Origin of the sequence: Streptomyces griseosporeus (assembly GCF_014656055.1) — a bacterium.
GTDB classification, from domain to species: domain Bacteria; phylum Actinomycetota; class Actinomycetes; order Streptomycetales; family Streptomycetaceae; genus Streptomyces; species Streptomyces griseosporeus.
The window spans coordinates 1,890,933-1,909,165 of sequence record NZ_BNBR01000001.1; the positions used below are offsets into that span (position 1 = coordinate 1,890,933).

Annotated in this window: 12 protein-coding genes; 7 read left to right on the forward strand and 5 right to left on the reverse strand. The window is 69.2% G+C overall.

The window, feature by feature from the left end; all coding sequences use genetic code 11:
* Nucleotides 1-39: 39 nt before the first annotated feature.
* The 5 genes from IE308_RS08240 to IE308_RS08260 all read left to right on the forward strand — a co-directional run bounded on the left by IE308_RS08240 (nt 40) and on the right by IE308_RS08260 (nt 6,755).
* Nucleotides 40-1,347 carry a hypothetical protein gene (locus IE308_RS08240; RefSeq protein ID WP_190217193.1) on the forward strand — a complete coding sequence of 436 codons (1,308 nt, stop codon included), beginning with the start codon at nt 40-42 and terminating at the stop codon, nt 1,345-1,347.
* The gene (locus tag IE308_RS08245) at nt 1,344-2,444 is read left to right on the forward strand and encodes a hypothetical protein (protein WP_190217194.1); all 1,101 of its coding nucleotides are present in this window, start codon (nt 1,344-1,346) and stop codon (nt 2,442-2,444) included. The genes IE308_RS08240 and IE308_RS08245 overlap by 4 nt, the downstream gene beginning before the upstream one ends.
* Nucleotides 2,441-4,759: a hypothetical protein gene (locus tag IE308_RS08250; RefSeq protein ID WP_190217195.1), complete on the forward strand. Its 2,319-nt coding sequence runs from the start codon at nt 2,441-2,443 to the stop codon at nt 4,757-4,759. Before IE308_RS08245 ends, IE308_RS08250 begins: the two co-directional genes overlap by 4 nt.
* 185 nt (nt 4,760-4,944) lie before the next feature.
* Nucleotides 4,945-5,664: an RNA polymerase sigma factor gene (locus IE308_RS08255; protein WP_190217412.1), complete on the forward strand. Its 720-nt coding sequence runs from the start codon at nt 4,945-4,947 to the stop codon at nt 5,662-5,664.
* Nucleotides 5,661-6,755 carry a CU044_5270 family protein gene (locus tag IE308_RS08260; protein WP_190217196.1) on the forward strand — a complete coding sequence of 365 codons (1,095 nt, stop codon included), beginning with the start codon at nt 5,661-5,663 and terminating at the stop codon, nt 6,753-6,755. Before IE308_RS08255 ends, IE308_RS08260 begins: the two co-directional genes overlap by 4 nt.
* 98 nt (nt 6,756-6,853) lie before the next feature.
* Here the strand turns inward: IE308_RS08260 and IE308_RS08265 are convergent, their stop codons facing one another.
* The 3 genes from IE308_RS08265 to IE308_RS08275 all read right to left on the reverse strand — a co-directional run bounded on the left by IE308_RS08265 (nt 6,854) and on the right by IE308_RS08275 (nt 10,093).
* On the reverse strand, nt 6,854-7,420 hold the full coding sequence (locus IE308_RS08265; RefSeq protein ID WP_229908728.1) for an ester cyclase: 567 nt from the start codon (nt 7,418-7,420) through the stop codon (nt 6,854-6,856).
* A gap of 66 nt (nt 7,421-7,486) precedes the next feature.
* A complete protein-coding gene (locus IE308_RS08270; RefSeq protein ID WP_229908729.1) occupies nt 7,487-8,968 on the reverse strand; it encodes an alpha/beta fold hydrolase in 1,482 nt (493 codons plus the stop codon).
* Between the two features lie 93 nt (nt 8,969-9,061).
* A complete protein-coding gene (locus IE308_RS08275; RefSeq protein ID WP_190217197.1) occupies nt 9,062-10,093 on the reverse strand; it encodes a medium chain dehydrogenase/reductase family protein in 1,032 nt (343 codons plus the stop codon).
* Nucleotides 10,094-10,281: 188 nt separating this feature from the next.
* Between IE308_RS08275 and IE308_RS08280 the strand changes: the two genes are divergently transcribed.
* Entirely contained in the window at nt 10,282-10,947 is a 666-nt protein-coding gene (locus IE308_RS08280; RefSeq protein WP_190217198.1) for a TetR/AcrR family transcriptional regulator, read from the forward strand.
* A 745-nt stretch (nt 10,948-11,692) separates the two neighbouring features.
* Here IE308_RS08280 and IE308_RS08285 read toward each other — a convergent pair.
* Nucleotides 11,693-13,969 (reverse strand): GmrSD restriction endonuclease domain-containing protein, encoded by a 2,277-nt coding sequence (locus tag IE308_RS08285; RefSeq protein WP_190217199.1) that lies wholly within the window; start codon nt 13,967-13,969, stop codon nt 11,693-11,695.
* A gap of 496 nt (nt 13,970-14,465) precedes the next feature.
* Entirely contained in the window at nt 14,466-17,306 is a 2,841-nt protein-coding gene (locus tag IE308_RS08290) for a CHAT domain-containing protein (protein WP_190217200.1), read from the reverse strand.
* A gap of 161 nt (nt 17,307-17,467) precedes the next feature.
* Here IE308_RS08290 and IE308_RS08295 point away from each other — a divergent pair, with 161 nt between their 5' ends.
* Complete coding sequence (locus IE308_RS08295) at nt 17,468-18,226, forward strand: DUF6338 family protein (RefSeq protein ID WP_190217201.1); 759 nt, start codon at nt 17,468-17,470, stop codon at nt 18,224-18,226.
* Nucleotides 18,227-18,233 lie beyond the last annotated feature (7 nt).

Below are 18,233 nucleotides of genomic sequence, written 5' to 3' on the forward strand. Positions count from 1 at the left end.
CCGCGCCCCGGGCGCACGGACCAACACAGTGGGGAAGTCATGGTGAACGACCACCGGCCCGCACCGCGCCCGGACCGGTTCGGGCCGGCGCCGGAGCCGTACGCGGCGGCCCACCCGCGGCCGACCGACCGTCAGGACCCCGTCCCCGGCGCGGAGGGCGACCGAGCGGAGCGGGTGCGGCCACGCGAGCACACCGGCCGGGAGCCCGGCACCGGCCCCGCCGCGTCCCGGCAGCCTGCCGTGGAGTTCTCGTTCGTCTCGCCGCAGGGCGTGACGCACCGGGTGCGGGCCAGGTTCGGGCCGGACCGACCGCGTCTGGTCCGGCCGCCCGCGCTGGCCCGGCCGGTCCGCTTCGAGGACGGCTGGCAGGGCTTCCAGGTCCGGCTGCCGCAGGAGGCGGGCGCGGACCGGGAGGCGTACACCCTGCTCCAGGCGGAGATCACCGCCGCGCTGGCGCTGCACCGCGCGTACGCGGGCACCCGCTTCGGCGGCCTCTTCCCGACGCCGGTCGGCTACGACGTCAACACGCCGACGCCGTTCGTGCTGTACGCCGTACCGCGCGGACGCCCGCTGTCCGGGCCGACCGAGCGGGTGTCGATCGGTGAGCAGCGGGCCGTGGAGCGCGATCTCGTGCTGGCGGTACGGCTGATGGAGGCGGTCGGCCTGGTGCACCGGGGCATCGTGCCGGGCGCCGTCCGCCGGGACCCGCAGGGCGTGCAGGTCTGGGACCTGGGCTCGGTGGTGCGGGACGGGCGTCCTCGGGTGCCGTACGGCATCCCGCCCTACGCCTCGCCCGAGCAGCGGGCCGGGGTGGGCACGACGGAGGCACGGGACGCGCTGTGGAGCGTGGCGCAGGTGATGTACCACCTGGTCACCGGTCGGCCGGGGAACGCCGACGGTCCGCCCGCCGACCTCGGCGCGCAGCGGTCGGTGACCGAGACCCTGGGCCAGGTGTTCGCCCGCCACGCCCAGGACCGGCCGACGCCGGACGCGCTGTTGCGCACCCTGGTGCCGGAGGTGGCCGCCGAGGCGGCGGGCGTGCTGCTGCCCGACCCGCTGGAGCACCACCGGCGGGAGTTCGACGAGATCCGGCGCCGCAAGCACGCCTCCCTCGCCCCGCCTCCCCCGGCGCACACCCCGTATCTGCCGGAGCGGCAACACACCGTGGACCCGGGCGGGTACGGCGCGGACAGGCCCCGCTACGCCGAGGCGCCGCCGGCGCAGTTCACCGGCTACGAGTATCCGGCCCGCGAGCGCGGCCGGCTGCGCACCTGGATCAGCGGAGGCCGTACCTCCGGGACGAACGAGCCCGGCGGGAGCCGGTCCGAAGGAGACACCCGCCGATGACCGTTCCGATGCCGCCGGGCGCCACCGCCCAGGAGATCCTCTGCCCGTACTGCCTGGAGATCATCTCCTACGACGAGCAGCAGTTGTTCGCCCGCAACGACAAGCAGCTCTTCGAGGAGCTGCGCGTGGACCGGCGGATCAGTCCGCTGCGTCTGGCCGACACCCTTCGCTCCGCCTATCAGCGGTGCGGCAACTCCGAGGGGCAGCAGGCCCATTACATCCCGGTGCCGTACCTGACCAACGGCAGTCCGCTGACCGTGGCGATGGTCGGGGACTCGGCCACCGGCAAGACGCATCTGCTCACCCAGATGATCGCCGAGATCGCCGACGGCGGTCTGAAGCGGTACGGGCTGCAGATGCAGTCGGTGAACCCGCAGGACCACCAGACGTTCATGACCGAGCGAGTGGAGCGGCTGCGGTCGGGGACGATGCTGGAGCACACCCGCAGTGCCGGTGAGTTCGCCGCGTTCGTCGACGCGCTGCTGCTGAGCCGCCCGGACGGGCCGGCCCGGCCGGTGGCGTTCTTCGACCTGGCCGGTGAGGACCTGCGCCGCACGGACGCGCTCACCCGGTTCATGGTGGGCGTGGACGCGCTGATCTTCGTGGTGGATCCGCTGCGGGCGCTGCCGATGCCGTATCTGGACCCGCTGCGGGGCGACCTCGGCTACACCCGGGGCGGCGATCCGGCCTTCCAGACCGTGCTGGACCGGCTGCCGCGCGCCGGCGGGCAGTATCTCGGGGTGGCGGCGGCCGTCGTCATCAACAAGAGCGATCTGGTGCGGTTCGAACCGCCTGTGGACCGCTGGCTGGGCGAACCCCCACCGGAACGGCGGCTGGCCGAGCGGTTCGCGGCCGAGAGCCGGGACGCGTACGCGTTCCTGCGCCACCACACCGGGCAGGCGTGGGTCAGCCCCTTCGACAGTGTGCTGCGCTGCACCCTGCACTTCGCCTCGGCCACCGGCAGCCACGACCACGAGGGCCGATTCCCGCACGGCACCCGGCCGTTGCGGGTGCTGGAGCCACTGGTCTCGGTGCTGGCCATGTGCGGGCTGCTCGACGACGGCGCCGAGGACGGACCGGCGGCGGTGGGCCTGTGACCCGGACGCAGCCCGGCCGGCCCGGCGACACGGCCGCACCCGACGACCGGGTGCACCAGGTCGTGTTCCGCTGGGCCGGCAACCTCGGCCACCGGGGCGCGGGGATCGCCGCGGTCGCCTACTCCTGCCCCGAGTCCGAGGCCCGCGCACTCGCCGACCGGCTCGGCCCCGTCCTCCGCGTGATGGGCGGCGAACAGCGCCCCAGCCTGGTCCGGCACATCCTCCCCGGCGGCCGCGTCCTCCTCGTCCGCCGTACCCCGGGCTCCGACGCCCAGGGGCGCGACAGCACGGTGTGCCATGCGCTGCTGGGGCCGGCGAAGCTGCTGGTGCCGCTGTACTGCGTCAGCCTGGGCGCGGTCCCCTGGGCGGAGCGCGGCTGGGCCGACCGGGTGACGGGGCGGATCGAGCCGATGCCGCGCGAACGGCTCAACGCCCTGGCCAATCACATGCGGGACCGCATGTGGGAGAACGTACGGCTGGTGCGGCGGCCGCTGCTCTGTCTGGTGGCCCAGTTCCTGCGCACCCCGGGGGCCCGCCTGTCGGCTCTCGTGGGCGAACTGGACGATTCCCTGGCCACGGCGCACGCCCAGGCCCAGGAGCACCGATCCGTGTCCCCCGTCCAGGAGTTGCCGGAGCCGGCGCTCCTGGTGCTGTGGGGCCTGTGGTGGATCTTCGGCTCCTCGCTGGACCGGGGCTCGGGAAGCTGGCAGTTCGCCACCTTCGACACGATGGACGACCAGGCGTATCGGGTGGTGTTCGTACCGGCCTGGCGTGTCTCCCCCACCGAGGACAGCCGTCTGCGCCGGATCGACCTGCTGGACCCCGGCACGGACCTGGCCGCCGAACTCGCCGCCACACTCGTGGACCACTACCTGCACTGGCCCGGCGTCAAGTACCGACGTCTGCTGGACACCGACCCGAACACGAGCGACCCCGTCCACCGGCGGTTCCACGCCCGGCTCCGCGAAGTGTGGCCCGCCAGGTACGAGGTCCCGGACACCACGGACACGGGTTCCGTCCCCGTGCTCTCCCCACCGCCGGCCCGAGCCCCGGACCGGGCCCAGGAGCCGCCACCGCCACAACAGCCCGTCACCCAGGACGAGTCGCGTGCGCGTCCGCCGGCCCGCCACACCTCCGCACCCGCACCCGCACCCGCCGTGAGCTGGACCTCACCGCCGGAGTGGCGCCATCAGCCACCCGGGGCGCAGGGGGAAGGCCCAGTCGAAGCGACGGAAGTGCAGTGGAACGGCACGGAGACCTTGTCGTCGGCGTCGTCACCGGACGGATCGACGTCTGCGACGCCACAGGGGACGTACATCTCGGGGCGGTCCGTGGAGCCGGGGCAGCGCACCCACTCCACACGGTCGGGGCAGGGGATCCACTACGAATACCCGGAGCCGCCGAGCACCCCGCCCCTGTACCCGCCACCCCCGAACCCGCCATCGCCGAACCCACCACCACCGAACCCACCACCACCGAACCCACCACCATCGCACCCGCTGACACCGCACCCGCTGACACCGAACCTGCCACTCGAGTTCTCCCCACGGGTGGACGCGCCCATCGCCCGCCAGGCGACGGGCCACGCCACGGGGGCCGGCCCGGGCTCCGCGAAGGCCGCCCCGGCGATCAGGGCGATCACCGACTGGCTGACGCCGGACCACCAACGCGCCCTCAGGGCCGAGGCGTTGCCGGAGTTGTTCGACCAGCCGGTCATGGGACGATCGGCGGTCTCGAAATTCCGGGTGCACAAGGGCCGCCGGACCCGTATGGACATGTCGCAGATCCGAGCGCTGGCCGAGGACCTGACCTGCGCGACGAACCGTGCGGGGCACGCCGCCGATCTGCGGCACAAGGCGGAGGAACGTCTGGCCCACACCCACCACGAGGACCTTCTGACCCTCCTGCGGGAACCCCTGCCGTACGCCGCCCAGAACATCGTCCTCGGGTACCTCCCACCCGCCGTCCCGACGGAGGAGTCGGCCCGCGACCTGCTCACCAGGCTCCTGGCGATCGACTTCCGGATCACCGACCCCCCCGACCCCTCGGACCCGTACGCGACGGACCTCCACACCCAGCGCACCGCCCGCATGATCCGCTGGTTCTTCAGCTGGCTCGTCGAACCCCGGACCACGAAGACCGAGAGCCTTCGGCTCACCAGGTACCTCAGCTCGATCGCCTCCTCCGACGCCCCGGCCGACCACCGGATCCTCCAGGAACTCCTCATCGACACGGAGGAGGACCGGATCCCGTCACTGCCGAAGGAGACGTGGCTGGCGATCACCCGCGCGCTGTACGAGAAGGCACACCCTTGAGTGCATTGCTGAGTGCACTGCGGAAAACAGGAGACCGGCCTGCCCGGGACTGTACGAAGGACAGGGGTGTGGCCCGGGGCGAGGCCGCCGTCGATACGGTGAGCGGCGGACACGGCAACGGCATGTGAGGCAGGTCACGGGAAGTCGGGCCAGGGGACAGACAGCTCATAGAGGTGAGCATTGAAATGCGCGCCCGACTACGGGCTGGGGAACCGGCCGCGTTCGCCGAGTTGTTCGACAGTCATGCCCGCGGCGTCTACAACCACGCCTTCCGGCTGACCGCCGACTGGTCGACGGCCGAGGACGTCATGGCCACGACCTTCATGGAGGCCTGGCGGCTACGCGACAGGATCGATGCCGAGGGGGACTCGCTGCGGCCGTGGCTGCTCGGCATCGCCACCAACATCGCCCGCAACCAGATGCGCAGCAACCGGCGGTATCGCCGGGCGGCGTTGGCCACCGCTGCTGCCGAGCTGCCCCTCCCCGACCACGCCGACGCGGTCACGACCCGGATCGACGACCAGCGCGAGCTGGCGGCCGCTCTCCGGGCTCTCGGCGCGTTGCGCAGGGCGGAGCGCGAGGTCGTCGCTCTCTGCCTGGGAGAGGGGCTCGACTACGAGGCGGCGGCGAAAGCGCTCGGGATCCCCGTGGGTACGGTCGCCTCGCGGCTGTCACGGGCCCGCCGGAAGCTACGCACTCTCACGGACGTCGAGCTCGAACAGCGCGACAGTGCCGCGATGGACGGTCCGCGCGTGACGGGTGAAAGCGTTCGGTACGCGGCGCGGGCCGGAAGTGCGGGGGGATCCGAAAAAGTCGGGAGCAGACGGGAAGCCGGGGTGGCCGGCCGACAGATACCAGGTGACCGCATCACCACCACCCGGCCCGCCCAGGAGGGAAACCGATGAGCGCGAACACGCCCCGGCACAGCCCGGGCACTCGCCAGGAAGCCGCACAGCTGCTCTCCCGCACTGCGCGTGACCTGCCGACGGGCCGCCACGAGCACCACAAGGAGCGCCTGATGGCCTACATCGAGCAGACACAGCGCACCCAGGAAGCCCCCCGCGCCACCACGCCCCGACGCCTGCGGCTGTCCCGTCCCGCGATCGCGCTGCCCGCCCTGGCGGCCGCCGTCGCCGCGACCGTCATCGCCGGAACAGCGCTGACCGGCGGCGGAAGCGGGAACGGCCCCGTCCGGCTGGCCACCGGACCGGCGCTGACCACCGAGATCGGCGCCACCAGCCCCCACGGGGTCACCCGACTGCTGGACCAGGCCTCCCTGACCACGGCACGGGATGCCCACCCCACCCCCAGGCCGGGCCAGTACATCTACATCGCGTCCAAGACGGCCGACACCTTCGTCAGGACCGACCACGACAACACCAGCCTCGCCAGCCACGCCCTCCACGACCGCCAGGTGTGGTACTCCCCCGACGGGACCAAGGGCTGGCTCATCGACCCCGCCGTCAACGACAGCCCCGAAGGAGAGACCCTCAGCCTCCCAGACGAGCAGGGCAACACCCCCGTCGCGGGCCTCAACCACCCCTCCTACGACTACCTGGCCAAGCTCCCCACCGACCCCGACGCCCTCCTCGCGAAGATCTACAAGGAGACCGCGGGACACGGGAACTCACCCGACCAGGAAGCCTTCACGACCATCGGCGACCTGCTCGGCGAGTCCTACCCGCCGCCCGCCCTGACCAAGGCCCTGTTCAAGGCCGCTGCGAAGATCCCGGGTGTCGTCACCGTCAACGACGCCGTCGACGCGGTCGGCCGCCACGGCACCGCGGTCGCCCGGCTGGACGACACGAGCGGTCAGCGAGAGGAATGGATCTTCGACAAGAACACCCACGTCTTCCTCGGCAAGCGAACCATCCAGGTCGGCAAGGCCGACGGCCCGGAGCACCTCATCAAGCCCGGAACCATCCTCTTCACCAGCGCCATCACGCAACGCGCCATAGTCGACGACATCAAGCAGGTCCCCGCACAGAACAGCTGACCCCACCGCCCCATCCCCGGACGCACGCACAGCAGTTGGCCGCCCTCACCCGCCAAACGGTCGGTGAGGGCGGCCAACTGCTGTGCTCCAGAGGGTGCTTACAGGGCGTGGAGCTGGGTGAGGAGCTGGAGGGTGTCGGAGTTCAGCCAGTACTCGACGAACTTGCCGTTCTCCATGCGCAGCGTGTCGGTGCCGGTGAAGCCGACGACGGTGCCGGGCCGGGCATCGGCTCCGGGGAAGCCGCCGGCGTAGGTGCCGGTGGCGGTCCACCGTACGGAGGCGTGGTCTCCGTCGACCAGAGGGTCGATCTGCACGGAGAAGCGCAGGTCGGGGAAGGCGGCGCGGGTCTGGGATATCCAGGCCACCAGGCCGTCCGCGCCGCGGATGCTGCTGCCGTCGCCTCCGTCGAGGAGGGCGGCGTGGACGGTGAAGTCCGGCGAGATGATGCGCGGGGCCTGGGTGTAGTCGCCGTTCCACAGGCGCAGCCACGCATCGAGCATCGCTTTCGGCTTCTTGGCGGCGGTCCGGTGGTTCTGCGCCGTGGCCGAGTGAGCGGTGGGTGCGGCGGACGGGGCGGACGCCGCGGCGGTCGTGGCGCTGACGGCCAGAGCTGCCAGGGCGGCGGGGACGAGCAGACGCATGCGGTTGCGGGCGGTGGCGGTCATGAGGACTCCTCGCTGGTCAGTGAGACGAACGGCGGTGGCGCACGGAGGTGCGGTCGGGCCGGGGTGTCAGTCGGCGCAGGTGGTGCCGGGGGCGGGCAGAGAGCGCGTGGTCAGGTAGCGGTTGGTGGCATCGCGCACGCACTGCGAGAGCAGGAACATGCTGTAGTCGTCGCCTTCGCGGCTGAGGACGACGCTGCCGGGCAGCTGGGCCGCCATGGCGAGGCCCGCGCTGTGCGGAGCGAGCGCCTGGTGGGTGGACTGAACGATCAGCGCGGGGGGCGCGCCGTGGACGGGGGCCCCGGCCCGGACGGGCTGAGCGGGGACCGGCCAGCCGAGGCAGCCGGTGAGGGCGGTCCAGGAGCGTACGGCGCCACCCAGGTGCGGGGAGATCCGGTCAAGGTCCTGGCGCAGGCGGGTGAGCTGGTCGAACGTCGCCACCGGGCGTGCGCTGTCCAGGCAGGCGGGGACGTGGACCTGGACGGGGTCGAGGGTGTCGTCGGGTTCGTAGGTGAAGTCGGTCGCGTCGCCCGCCTGGGCCTTCACGACGGCCTGGGCGAGGGCGGGCCAGGTGACGCCGGAGAGGGTCAGGTAGTCCTGGGTGGCTGTGCGGATGTCCTCGCCGGTCAGTGTCCGGCTGCCGTCGGCGGTGGGGATCGGGGCGCGGTCGGCACGGGCGACGAGGGCGTCGTACTCGGCCGCGGCGTCCTTGCCGTGCAGGGCGCAGTCCGTGGCTGCCGCGCACCAGGCGGTGAAGCGGTCGAACGCCTCCTCGGCTGTGGCCGCTTCGCGGCGGATGCGTTCGGTGGGCGTGGTCGTGTCGTCCAGCGCCGTGTCGAGGACCATGGTGCGCAGTCGGCCGGGGTAGAGGTCGGCGTAGGTGCGTCCGAGCAAGGTGCTGTAGTGGATGCCGTACCAGTTCAGCTGCTTCTCGCCGAGGCCGGTGCGCACGGCTTCGAAGTCCCGTGCGGTGCTGGTCAGGTCCGTGTGGGCGACCAACGGGCCGTTGTGCCGGAGGCAGTCGGCGGCGAAGGCGCGGTTGTGGGCCACGAGTGTGTCGAACGCGGCCCGGCTGCCGGGGAAATGGGTGACGCCGGCGGGCTTGAGGGGGAGGGTGCAGCGGATCGGCGTACTGTGTCCGACTCCGCGCGGGTCGACGGCGACCAGGTCGAAGTCGCGGCTCATGGCGCCGGCGAACGCGGGGAAGCCGATGCGCAGGGCGAGGCGGAGTTGTTCGATCGAGGATCCGCCGGCTCCGTCGTTGAGCAGGAGGGTGCCCCGGCGGTGGGCCTGGTCGTCGGCGGGGCGGCGGACCATGGCGAGGGTGAGGCTGCCGGCGCGTGGGTGGGCGTAGTCGACGGGGACCCGCAGCGTGCCGCACTGCAGTCCCTCGAACTCGGTGTCGGAGCAGGCGGTCCACTGGATCCGGCTCGCCTGGGTGGTCGGTGTGGCCGGGGTGACCGCCCGGCCCTGGGCCGGGGTGGCGAGGGTGGCCGTGGCGACGACGGTGGCGGTGAGGATGCGCCGGATGTGGGTGCGCAGTCTGGGCATGGGGCTGTTCTCCTGGGGACGCGCCTGCGGCGCGTGTGACGAGGGGACCGTGCGGGGAGGGGACCGCGGGTACGACGGTGTCCGCGTGGGTCGTCAGGGGTGCAGGACGACCTTTCCGGCGACGGTGCCGGACTCGGCCAGGCGCATCGCCTCGGCGGCCTGGGTGAGGGGCAGTTCGGCGGCGATCCGGGCGGTGATCTCGCCGCGCCGCAGCGCTTCGAAGACCTCGGTGAGGTCGGCGCGCAGCCGGGCCCTGAAGCGGTTGCGGCTGAGGGCGCGGCCGGCCCAGACGTTGAAGAAGTAGGCGCGGCGGCCGTTGGGCAGCGTGTTCCACAGCCACACCCGGCCGAGCAGCTTGAGCACGGGCCACTGCTTGGAGCCCTCGTCGTCGCGGGTGGAGGCGCTGCCGTAGGAGACGAGGGTGCCGCCGGGCGCGAGGAGGTGCCAGGAGTCGATGATGCTGCGGCCTCCGACGTGGTCGAAGACGGCGTCCACTCCGCCCGGGGCCAGCTCGCGGACACGAGCGGGGATGTCCTCGGTGCGGTAGTCGACCGGAGTCACCCCCTGTGCGCGCAGGGCGTCGTGATGGCGGGCGGAAGCCGTGCCGATCACGTGCGCGCCCGCGGCGCGGGCGAGTTGGACCAGGACCGAGCCGACTCCCCCGTTGGCGCCGTGCACCAGGACGGTCTGCCCGGCTCGCACGCGGGCCTTGCGGTGCAGCATCTGCCAGGCCGTGATGCCGTTGATCACCACGGTTTCCGCCTCCGCCGCGCCGATCCCGTCCGGCACCGGCACCACATCGGCGGCGTCGACGACCACGTGGCTGGCCCAGCCGCCGACCTTCAGCAGTGCGGCCACCCGGGTGCCGGCCAGGCCCGCGGGGACACCGTCGCCGGTCGCCGAAACGGTGCCGACGAGGTCGTATCCGGGGACGAACGGGAAGGGCGGCTGGTCGTAGTAGCGGCCCCGGCGCATCTGCTGCTCGGCGAAGGACACACCCGTCGCCTCCATCCGCACGACGACCTGGCCCGGAGCGGGGCTCGGGACCGCCCCCTGCCGTATCTGCAGGCCCTCGGGCTCCACCTTGCCCGGCAGCACGACCTCGACCATCGCTCCAGCGTTCATCACGACCTCCATCGACTCCCACCAGCTGTTGTTAGCGGGTGGCGCTTTCGTTAGAAGTTATAACTGACCTCACGCGTGACGGTCAAGAACGTTCGTAATAGGCTCTAACCAAGGGGCCGCACCGGGCGCCTCTACCGGCTTCAGCTCCACCTTCAGCAGCCGGTGATCAACAGATGAAGGGACAGCCCATGACCGTCGCGGACAAGGCGACACCACGCGAGCGCTACCGCGCCCAGGTGCGGGCCGAGATCAAGCAGCGCGCCTGGGACCAGATCGCCACCGCCGGCGCACCGGGACTGTCACTGAACGCCATCGCCAAGCAGATGGGCATGAGCGGCCCCGCGCTCTACCGGTACTTCGCCAGTCGGGACGAGCTGATCACCGAGCTGGTCCGGGACGCCTACCGCAGCCTCGCCGACACCATCCGCGCCGCCGCCGCGTCGGGAGCGGATCTGGCGGGCCTGGGACAGGCGCTGCGCGCCTGGGCGCTGGACGACCCCCAGCGCTACTTCCTCGTCTACGGCACACCGGTCCCCGGCTACCACGCGCCCGACGACATCACCCTGATCGCCTCAGAGATCATGGATGCCCTGCTGAACGCCGCTCAGCCGGCCGGCGCAGCCGCGGACACCCCTCCCGACGACGACCCCGACACCCCCCTGGAAGCACACCTCGCCCAGCACCGGCAGTGGGCGGCCGACCACCCGGCGCCGCCCGCCGCCCTGCGCCGCGCGCTGCGCTTCTGGACCCGCCTGCACGGCATCCTCTCGTTGGAGCTGGCAGGCCACTTCAACGGCATGGGCTTCGACCCGGTCGAACTGTACGAGAGCGAACTGCGGCATCTGACCCGGTGAGCGGCGGCCACGCGCCGCATGATGGAGGCCGAAGGGCCGCCGGATCCGTATGCCGCTCAGCCGCATAGACGGCCGAGGGTCTTCGGACGCACCGGATTCTGACGCCTGGCTCCGGCTGCTCACGGCCAGGCGTCGGAAGCGCTCCCCTTCGAACGGTGTGGGCGACTAAGTGGGCGCGCACACGGAACCGCAGGTCAAGAGCCCTTCGCGGCCGGTTCGAGAATCGCCACGCACTCCACGTGGTGCGTCATCGGAAGCAGGTTGCACGAGAGAGATTCGAAAAACAGCCAGGTCAGAAGGTGTCTCTCGGCCCTTCGAGAGGCTAGTAGATCCTCGGAGCGTCAAACGAGCGTCATGACCAGTGCATGCGCCGGCCTCTCCTTCCCACACCTGCTGATATTGCACAGAGCGACGCCGGTCTGGCCGGGTGAGGCCGAGCACACTTCGAGCACTTCGCGATCAAGCGCAAGACCGTCACCGGCCTCGTCGACCGGCTCCCCGCATCCCGCCGGAGCTACCCGGGCACTCGGACCGCCGATTTTGAGGCCCTTCGTGCACATCGCGCTCCCTCAGCCCCGACGACCCTTGCGAGCGGGGTGGAGACGAACTGCTCGGCCGGACCGGGGAGGGCGGGATGGGACGGGCGGCGACTCCCAAGGCTCCCGGCAGCGATTGGACCGTGGTCCAAACCAGGGATTGGCCCGAGGTTATTCCCCTATGGTCGGAGGGCCGGCCATAGGGACGCTCATCCCCAGTGCTCCTCCTGGTAACGCAGGAGGTCATCGCCGTGGAGTTGCTTGGTGGCGTTGCCGACCCGGACCCAGAAGTCGGTGGCTCCGTTACCGCCCTTGGCGGGCTTGGCGAACACAGGCTTACCTGCCGCAGCAACGCTGATCTGGCAGACGACCTTGCCGGAAATCTCGGGGAAGCGTACGCGGACGGTGGTCGCTGTCGGGGCCGACAGGCTGCTGTCGAGGAGTTGGCGTACGAAGAGCTCATACCCGTCGACGCTGGCCTGGGACTCCAGAGTGGTGAGGTCGTTCTCGATGCCGAGGACGGTTCCGTCGTCGGCGACACCGATGAACAGGTTTCCGCCCTCGCCGTTGAGGAAGCCGCAGACGGCCTTGACGATATTGTGCCGTAGGGACTTGTCGGCCTGTTGGGTGTGCACGTTCCAGCGAGCGCTGGCCTTGAACTCGGTGCCCTGGGACTCGCCGGCGGCGATCATGTCGGCCGGGGTGGTTGGGACGTACGCGGGGCGTTCCCCTGTGAGGGTTTCGAACGCTTCCCGCACGACCTTGGCGATGAGCTGGCGTCGCCGTTCCAGGAAGGTGAAATAGTCGAGCTGCTGCCAGCCGACGGGGAGTGCGTGCCACCGCACCTGCCGCTCAAGCACCATCGGGTCCATCGCGTCCGTGATTCTCGGCCAGTAATCATGTGGTGCGTCGGTGTTGGACGGTTCGTCTGCCGGCCACGTCACATAGGCCATGTTGGCGATGGCATTGACTTGGCGTCGGTCGGTGATGCCAAATCTGGCGAGCACCTTGCGGTGGAACAGGTTGTCTCGGTCGACAGCCTTGGCGGGCTGGACCGAAGGGTCCAGCAGATCACGGATTCGCTGGTTCCCAAAGAGCAGCTCGGCGTCAAGGATGTTGAGCGCCGCCTGGTAGGCGAACAGCACCGGTGAACGCGACGAGGATGTGTCCAGCCGGTTCGGCAGGGAGATGTCCCAGTAGTCGCCGGTGAAGTTCGCTGCGATGATCCGGTCGAGTTCCGCAGTAAAGGCTCGGCCGTCGCCTGGCGGCAGATTACCGATCCGTCCCAGGTCGAACTCCATCTGCGACTCGGGCGAGTTGGAGTACCGACCGGTGGTGTGCGCCATGAAGAACCACCGTCCGATCACGGGACGGAGTTCATCGACCGTCAGTCCGAAGTCGTGGCGCCCGATCAGCCAGATCGCGTAGCTGTACAGAAGGGCGTTGTCGGAGGTGATCATCTTCCGACTGCGGAAGCCGGCCGCCGTGACGCACTGGAAGAACTCGTGCCAGCTGGCCAGGTCCAGGACCTTTGTGTGTGCTTGGGCGAGCCGGTCGAACTGCTCCTGCCGTCGAGCGGCGGTGACCTTGCCGGTTTCGAGGTCCTTTCCTCGCAGGACGCTGTAGACGTGCTGCAGCCGGGCGCGCCGGAAGGCAACAGCAACGGCTACGCGCAGCAGTTGGTCAGGACTGGGGTCCAGGAAGGCGTTTCGAGGGCTTGGCCCGGGAGGTCCTGCGACCACCGCACCACGACAGAAATCTTCGAGCTGACGGCGGCCCTTCTCCCAGTGCACTGACATCAGGGTGAGGATGAAGTCGGACTGGTTGAGCTTCACGCCCTCGGAGTTGATGCGCACGAAGATGTCGGCGACCTGCTCCTCGCTGGCCGAGGCACCCAGCTCCACAACCTGGAAGCGGAACTCGTGCAGGTCCCGAACCCTGTCTACGCGTTCTTCGAGCTCATCCTTGGCAGCGTCCGACAGGGGTTCGCCGCTGGCCTGTTCGAGCCGTTGGAAGAACTGCCGGACAGTGGGCTTGTAACCACCTTGGGCCCAGAGCGCGGTGATGTCCGGAATGAAGTGGGCGTTACGCTCGATCGCCGCGTCCGTGACCTCGAACGTCTGATCCTCCGGATGGAACGCGATACGAACGTTGATCTCGTCGAAAGACTTAGTGACGATCTTGTGTCCGGTGAGGACAGCGAACAGGGCCGTGAGCCGCTGCTGCCCGTCAACGACCAACAACTGCGGTGCGCGATCACCGACTTCCGTCCCGATCTGCCGTGTCCCCACCTCAGCGCCGGTCTCCCAGAACATCAGGGTGCCGATCGGGTAGCCCCGATACATCGAGTCGAAGAGATCGCGGGTCTTTGCCGCAGACCAGACGAAGGGGCGCTGAATGTCTGGTAATCCGATACGACCGCCTTCGATGTTCTCAATCAGGTGCCGGAGCGTGTAGCCAGTGTCGCGATACAGAGTGGGGGGCACAGCCGAGGGCTCCTAACGTCTGAGGGCAACTGGTAGGCGGAAGCGGTCATGGCGTGGGAACAGCATCAGGTTAGCCTGCGTCACCCTGACCGAGCAGCGCCGCTTCAGTCCCGGGGTGCGGCTGGCCGACTCGCTCGCCTCTGGAGGAAGGAATGCCGCAGGGCGGTAAACAGGCTGGCACTGGAACCCTTTGACGCCCCCGAGATCGTCACCGCCGACACAGACGGGCTGCACGAGCTGGTCAGCCCGCACGTGACGGGTTCCTCACAGAGGCTGGTGGCCGGCGAGGGCACTGGTCGCCAACGGCCACTCGTATCCAGACCGGCTCTACCTCATCGACAGCTGGGAGCGCATCCGGGCCCAAGGACGCCGGATCGTTCTGCGTGGCCGGCAAGCGCTCGCCGACGTCTGGAAAGGGGGGCTCCGCCGGGTCCGTGGCTCAGGCAGTAGTCCCGTGGACGATCAGGTGGGCACTGCCCCGTAAGGACTGTGGGCCTCAGACAACTCCGGTGATCTTGAAGGCAGCCCAGAACAGCCTGTTTTCCTGTGCCTGTTGATCGAGGTGGTGTCTCCAGTCCGGAAGCATCGCGTCGATGGCTGATTCGGCAGCGCACACCGGACCTGCCTCAAAGGGAACGCGCCACCGGTGCTCACGTAGGTAGCGGATCGTGTTGGCGTAAGCGCTGCGGGAGTCCGCGCCGACACCGAGGTGTGCGTGGAGCACGGCGGAGAACACGACACCTTGCAGGTCAGTGATGTCCCACAGGGTGGAGATGACCGCTTTCGCGCCGCGGGCGAGAAAAGCGGACTCAATGCTACGCAAGGTCTGCACGGTACGGCCGGTGCCTTCGTGCTTGCCCGTTCTGCAAGCGTTCAGGATGACTAGGTCGACACTGGAGAAGACTCCGTCGGCGAGGATCCCGCTGGAAGTGAGCACGGCCTCTCCGAGCGAACCGCCGTGCAGAGCGAGTCCGGCAGCCCAGCGATTCGGGTGTGTGAGGCCGTGTGCCGCGACGTGCACGATCCGGGCCATGGGCATCATGAACAGAGCGCGGGCGGGAGTCGCCTCCTCCTGCGTGACAACTTTTACGTTGTGGTGAAGCCCTGCGATCACGTGGGCTTCACACAGTGGGCCGCCGATCGGCTCGAGGCCGGGGAGGTGTCCACCTCCGTGTGCCACCACCAACACCTCGACCACGGCTGCTTGCCGCTGGGATCTCTCGATGGCGGACACGAGACGAGCTGTGGGGGCATATACCACCTGATCGAAGGCATCGATCAAGGTGGAGGTGCGCGCGCTGTCGAGCGGAGCTGCGTGAAGGGGCAGCAGCTCCAGTGGAGCCGTGGGGCTGAGCACCAACCGACGGACTTCGTGAGGTGCGGCCGCCTCGATGATGGCTTGTGCCGGCCCAACGCACTCGGCGACCAACTGCTCCAGGTAGTCGTGCCACACACGTCGAGGGTGATCCGGTGCTTGCCGTGCCCATTCATCAACCGCGCCAGCGAGAGATCTGAGGGGAAACTCCTCGCAGGTAACCAGATCGAAGTGCGACTGGCCCGCACGGCTCCGACACACCGCGAGCTGAAGTGTTCCGTACCGGTTGATGAGGTGGACGAACGCTGTTTGTTCGCCCACAGAGGGCTTGTCGGAGTGGTCACTCCATCGCGCCTTGCCGTTCCCTCGCCCCGTGGCCGCCCGAAGGATTTCCAGAGTGCGCTGCCTGCCCTCGGCAGCGGCCTTCAGCTCCGTATCCCCCACCGATGGGCTTTTCTCGTCGAGCAGCCCGGCGGCATGCCGAGCACGTACCCAGGCGAGGTGACGCGCGGCTGTTATGAAGGACTCGTACTCAGCGGCGTCGGATTCCAGGGAAAGCTCGTCATGAATGTCCTCGCCCTTCGCGGTTTCGGACGTTCGGAAGGCAACCTCTGCGGCCTGATCGTGGCCCTCAAGGGCGATCCTCTGGTTTATCGTCTGTGTCTCGTCACCGACGAGCCGACGGAGCGCTGCGATCGCGGCTTCCTTGGCCAGGGCGCACACCTCTTCCGGCAGTCCGAGCCATACGCTGCCCACGGCGCTGAGCTCACCGTCGCCGACAAGCCGGACGATGCTGAGGCGGGCGTAACCAACGGTCGCAAGATGCAGGAGCTCCCAAGCATGCTCCGCCCAGGAGAGGGAGTAGGTGTACGGGGCTCGGAACGGAGGGTCGGGGTCGGCCGGAAGTGTGGGGAACTGGAACCACAGCCTCAGACCGTCACCGTAGTCCTCGACCTCGAAGCCGTACCGTGTTGGCGGCTCCATCAACCTCCGCACGGCCGCCATGTGCGTCTCAGCCTCTACTGTGGCCAGCCAGACGGGATGAGGACCTGCCTGGCTGTGGAAGAAGCGGGTACCGCACGTAATGACTTCCTCGGCCATCCAGTCGGGCATCGAAGAATTCAGGGCATCGGAATCAGGACGCCACAACAAAGCTTCGTCCGGGACCAGTTCGGCTCGGTGTCGGCCCCAGCCCGCCCGAAGGCACTCCTCGCCGTACCGTTCATCTTCCGTCATGGGCAAAATTAGCTTGAGCTCATGTGCCGTCAGGTGAGATGTCAGCTGACCCATCTGGACATCCCACGCGTCGAGGTCCCTGCGTAAACCCCTCAAGAGCTCTGGTGAGAGATCCCTGACTCGATGCACGGTCTCTTCCAGGTCGACGCGGTGATGCCAGCGCTTCACGACCTCCGTGAGGTCCGGCCTGTCAGCCAGCCCGGGCCTGGTGCTCAGAAAAGCATCAGGGAGGGTGATCTTCATCAAGCCTCTGGTGACGAGGAACTGCGCGCACGCCTTCGCCGTACCGGTGGCGGACTCGTGCAGGAGGTCGGAGGGCAGGAAGGCGAAGGGATCCTCCGCGTTGTCCAGAACGGTGTCGACAAGCCGGTCGTCCTCAAGGCACCAGACGGCCGTGAGTTCGTAACGGACCTCCTCCAGTGAGTGTGTCGACAGTCGGCGTCCCGCCCACAACTCGATCAGCAGGGCATGGAGTCCGCCCACGTCCCACCACCGTTCCCACGGGACCCCACCACTGCGAACCGTGCGCAGGACAGGCATGACGAGGTCGTGGGTCACTACCGATCCGGGTAGCCCGGGGAGGACGAGGCCGGTCGATCGGAGGCGATCGCCGATGGTCTGCGGAGAGCTGCATCCGATGTCGTCCGCGGCGATGCGGGTCAGCAAGGTGGCAAGCGTCAGTTGGTCATCCGCGACCCACGAGGGGAACATCTCGGAACGGCATGTCTCGGGTCTGAGTTTGTGGCAGATCCGCGCTGCGAGGCCGTCGGCCCATGTGATGCGCATGCGAAGCAGATGGTCCCGCATCAGTCTTCCCGGCCTCCCCCAAGGTGAGCAATCGCCACGCCAGTATGTCTGGGGTACCCGCAAGTCATCGCGGAATCAGGGGACATCAGGCCATCAGGTCGCGAGGATTCTGCACCCGTTGTTCGGAAAGGCATACGACGATGCCGCACGCACCTACCGCGGTCACCCAGGTCGTGATCGTTCTTCTTCTTGTACTCCCCGGCGTGACCTACCAGTTCATCCGCGAACGCGTCCGTGGCCCGGTCCCGGGCCACAGGGATCTCGGAGAGCGCATACTCCGAGCCGTGACCGCGGGTATCGCTCTCGACACCCTTTACGTCCTGCTCACCGGCCCGTGGTTGGTGCACCTCGTCTACGACCGTCGCCGGGGCTGGCTGACCGGCGCGGCCGACAATCCTCGCATCGCCGCGCTGACAGCGACAACCCTGCTGATCGTGGTGCCGGCTGCTGCCGCCGTGCTCACCTCATGGCTGGGCTCGCGAGGAAGCCGGTCCACCTACGACCCGATCCCCACAGCATGGGACAAGGTCTTCCAGCGTCGGAGCCACTGCCTGGTACGTGCCCGTCTGAAGAGCGGTCACTGGGTGGGCGGGTATTACGGGGAGAGGTCCTACACCTCCGGCTACCCGGAAGCCGCAGACCTGTATCTCCAGACCACATGGGCCGTGTCCGGCGCCGGATCGTTCGAACGTCCGCTGCCGCATTCCGGCGGGATCTATATTCGGATGGATGACGTGGAGTTCCTCGACTTCGTCGAGGTACCTGGGGCCGAAGAGGGAGACACGGCAGGTGACCGAGACACGACCGCAGTTGGACCCCGACGGGAAGAGGGGGTATCGACCCGTGGGCAGTCGGCCCGAGCCGACGCAGGCTCCGCCGACGCCGCCTCCGGTCGCTGAGCCGGAC

Coding starts and splice junctions, on each gene's coding strand:
- IE308_RS08240 (WP_190217193.1), top strand. CDS start 40: ATGGTGAACGACCACCGGCCCGCACCGCGCCCGGACCGGTTCGGGCCG.
- IE308_RS08275 (WP_190217197.1), bottom strand. CDS start 10,093: ATGAACGCTGGAGCGATGGTCGAGGTCGTGCTGCCGGGCAAGGTGGAG.
- IE308_RS08280 (WP_190217198.1), top strand. CDS start 10,282: ATGACCGTCGCGGACAAGGCGACACCACGCGAGCGCTACCGCGCCCAG.
- IE308_RS08295 (WP_190217201.1), top strand. CDS start 17,468: ATGCCGCACGCACCTACCGCGGTCACCCAGGTCGTGATCGTTCTTCTT.
- IE308_RS08265 (WP_229908728.1), bottom strand. CDS start 7,420: ATGACCGCCACCGCCCGCAACCGCATGCGTCTGCTCGTCCCCGCCGCC.
- IE308_RS08290 (WP_190217200.1), bottom strand. CDS start 17,306: ATGCGCATCACATGGGCCGACGGCCTCGCAGCGCGGATCTGCCACAAA.
- IE308_RS08260 (WP_190217196.1), top strand. CDS start 5,661: ATGAGCGCGAACACGCCCCGGCACAGCCCGGGCACTCGCCAGGAAGCC.
- IE308_RS08245 (WP_190217194.1), top strand. CDS start 1,344: ATGACCGTTCCGATGCCGCCGGGCGCCACCGCCCAGGAGATCCTCTGC.
- IE308_RS08270 (WP_229908729.1), bottom strand. CDS start 8,968: ATGCCCAGACTGCGCACCCACATCCGGCGCATCCTCACCGCCACCGTC.
- IE308_RS08255 (WP_190217412.1), top strand. CDS start 4,945: ATGCGCGCCCGACTACGGGCTGGGGAACCGGCCGCGTTCGCCGAGTTG.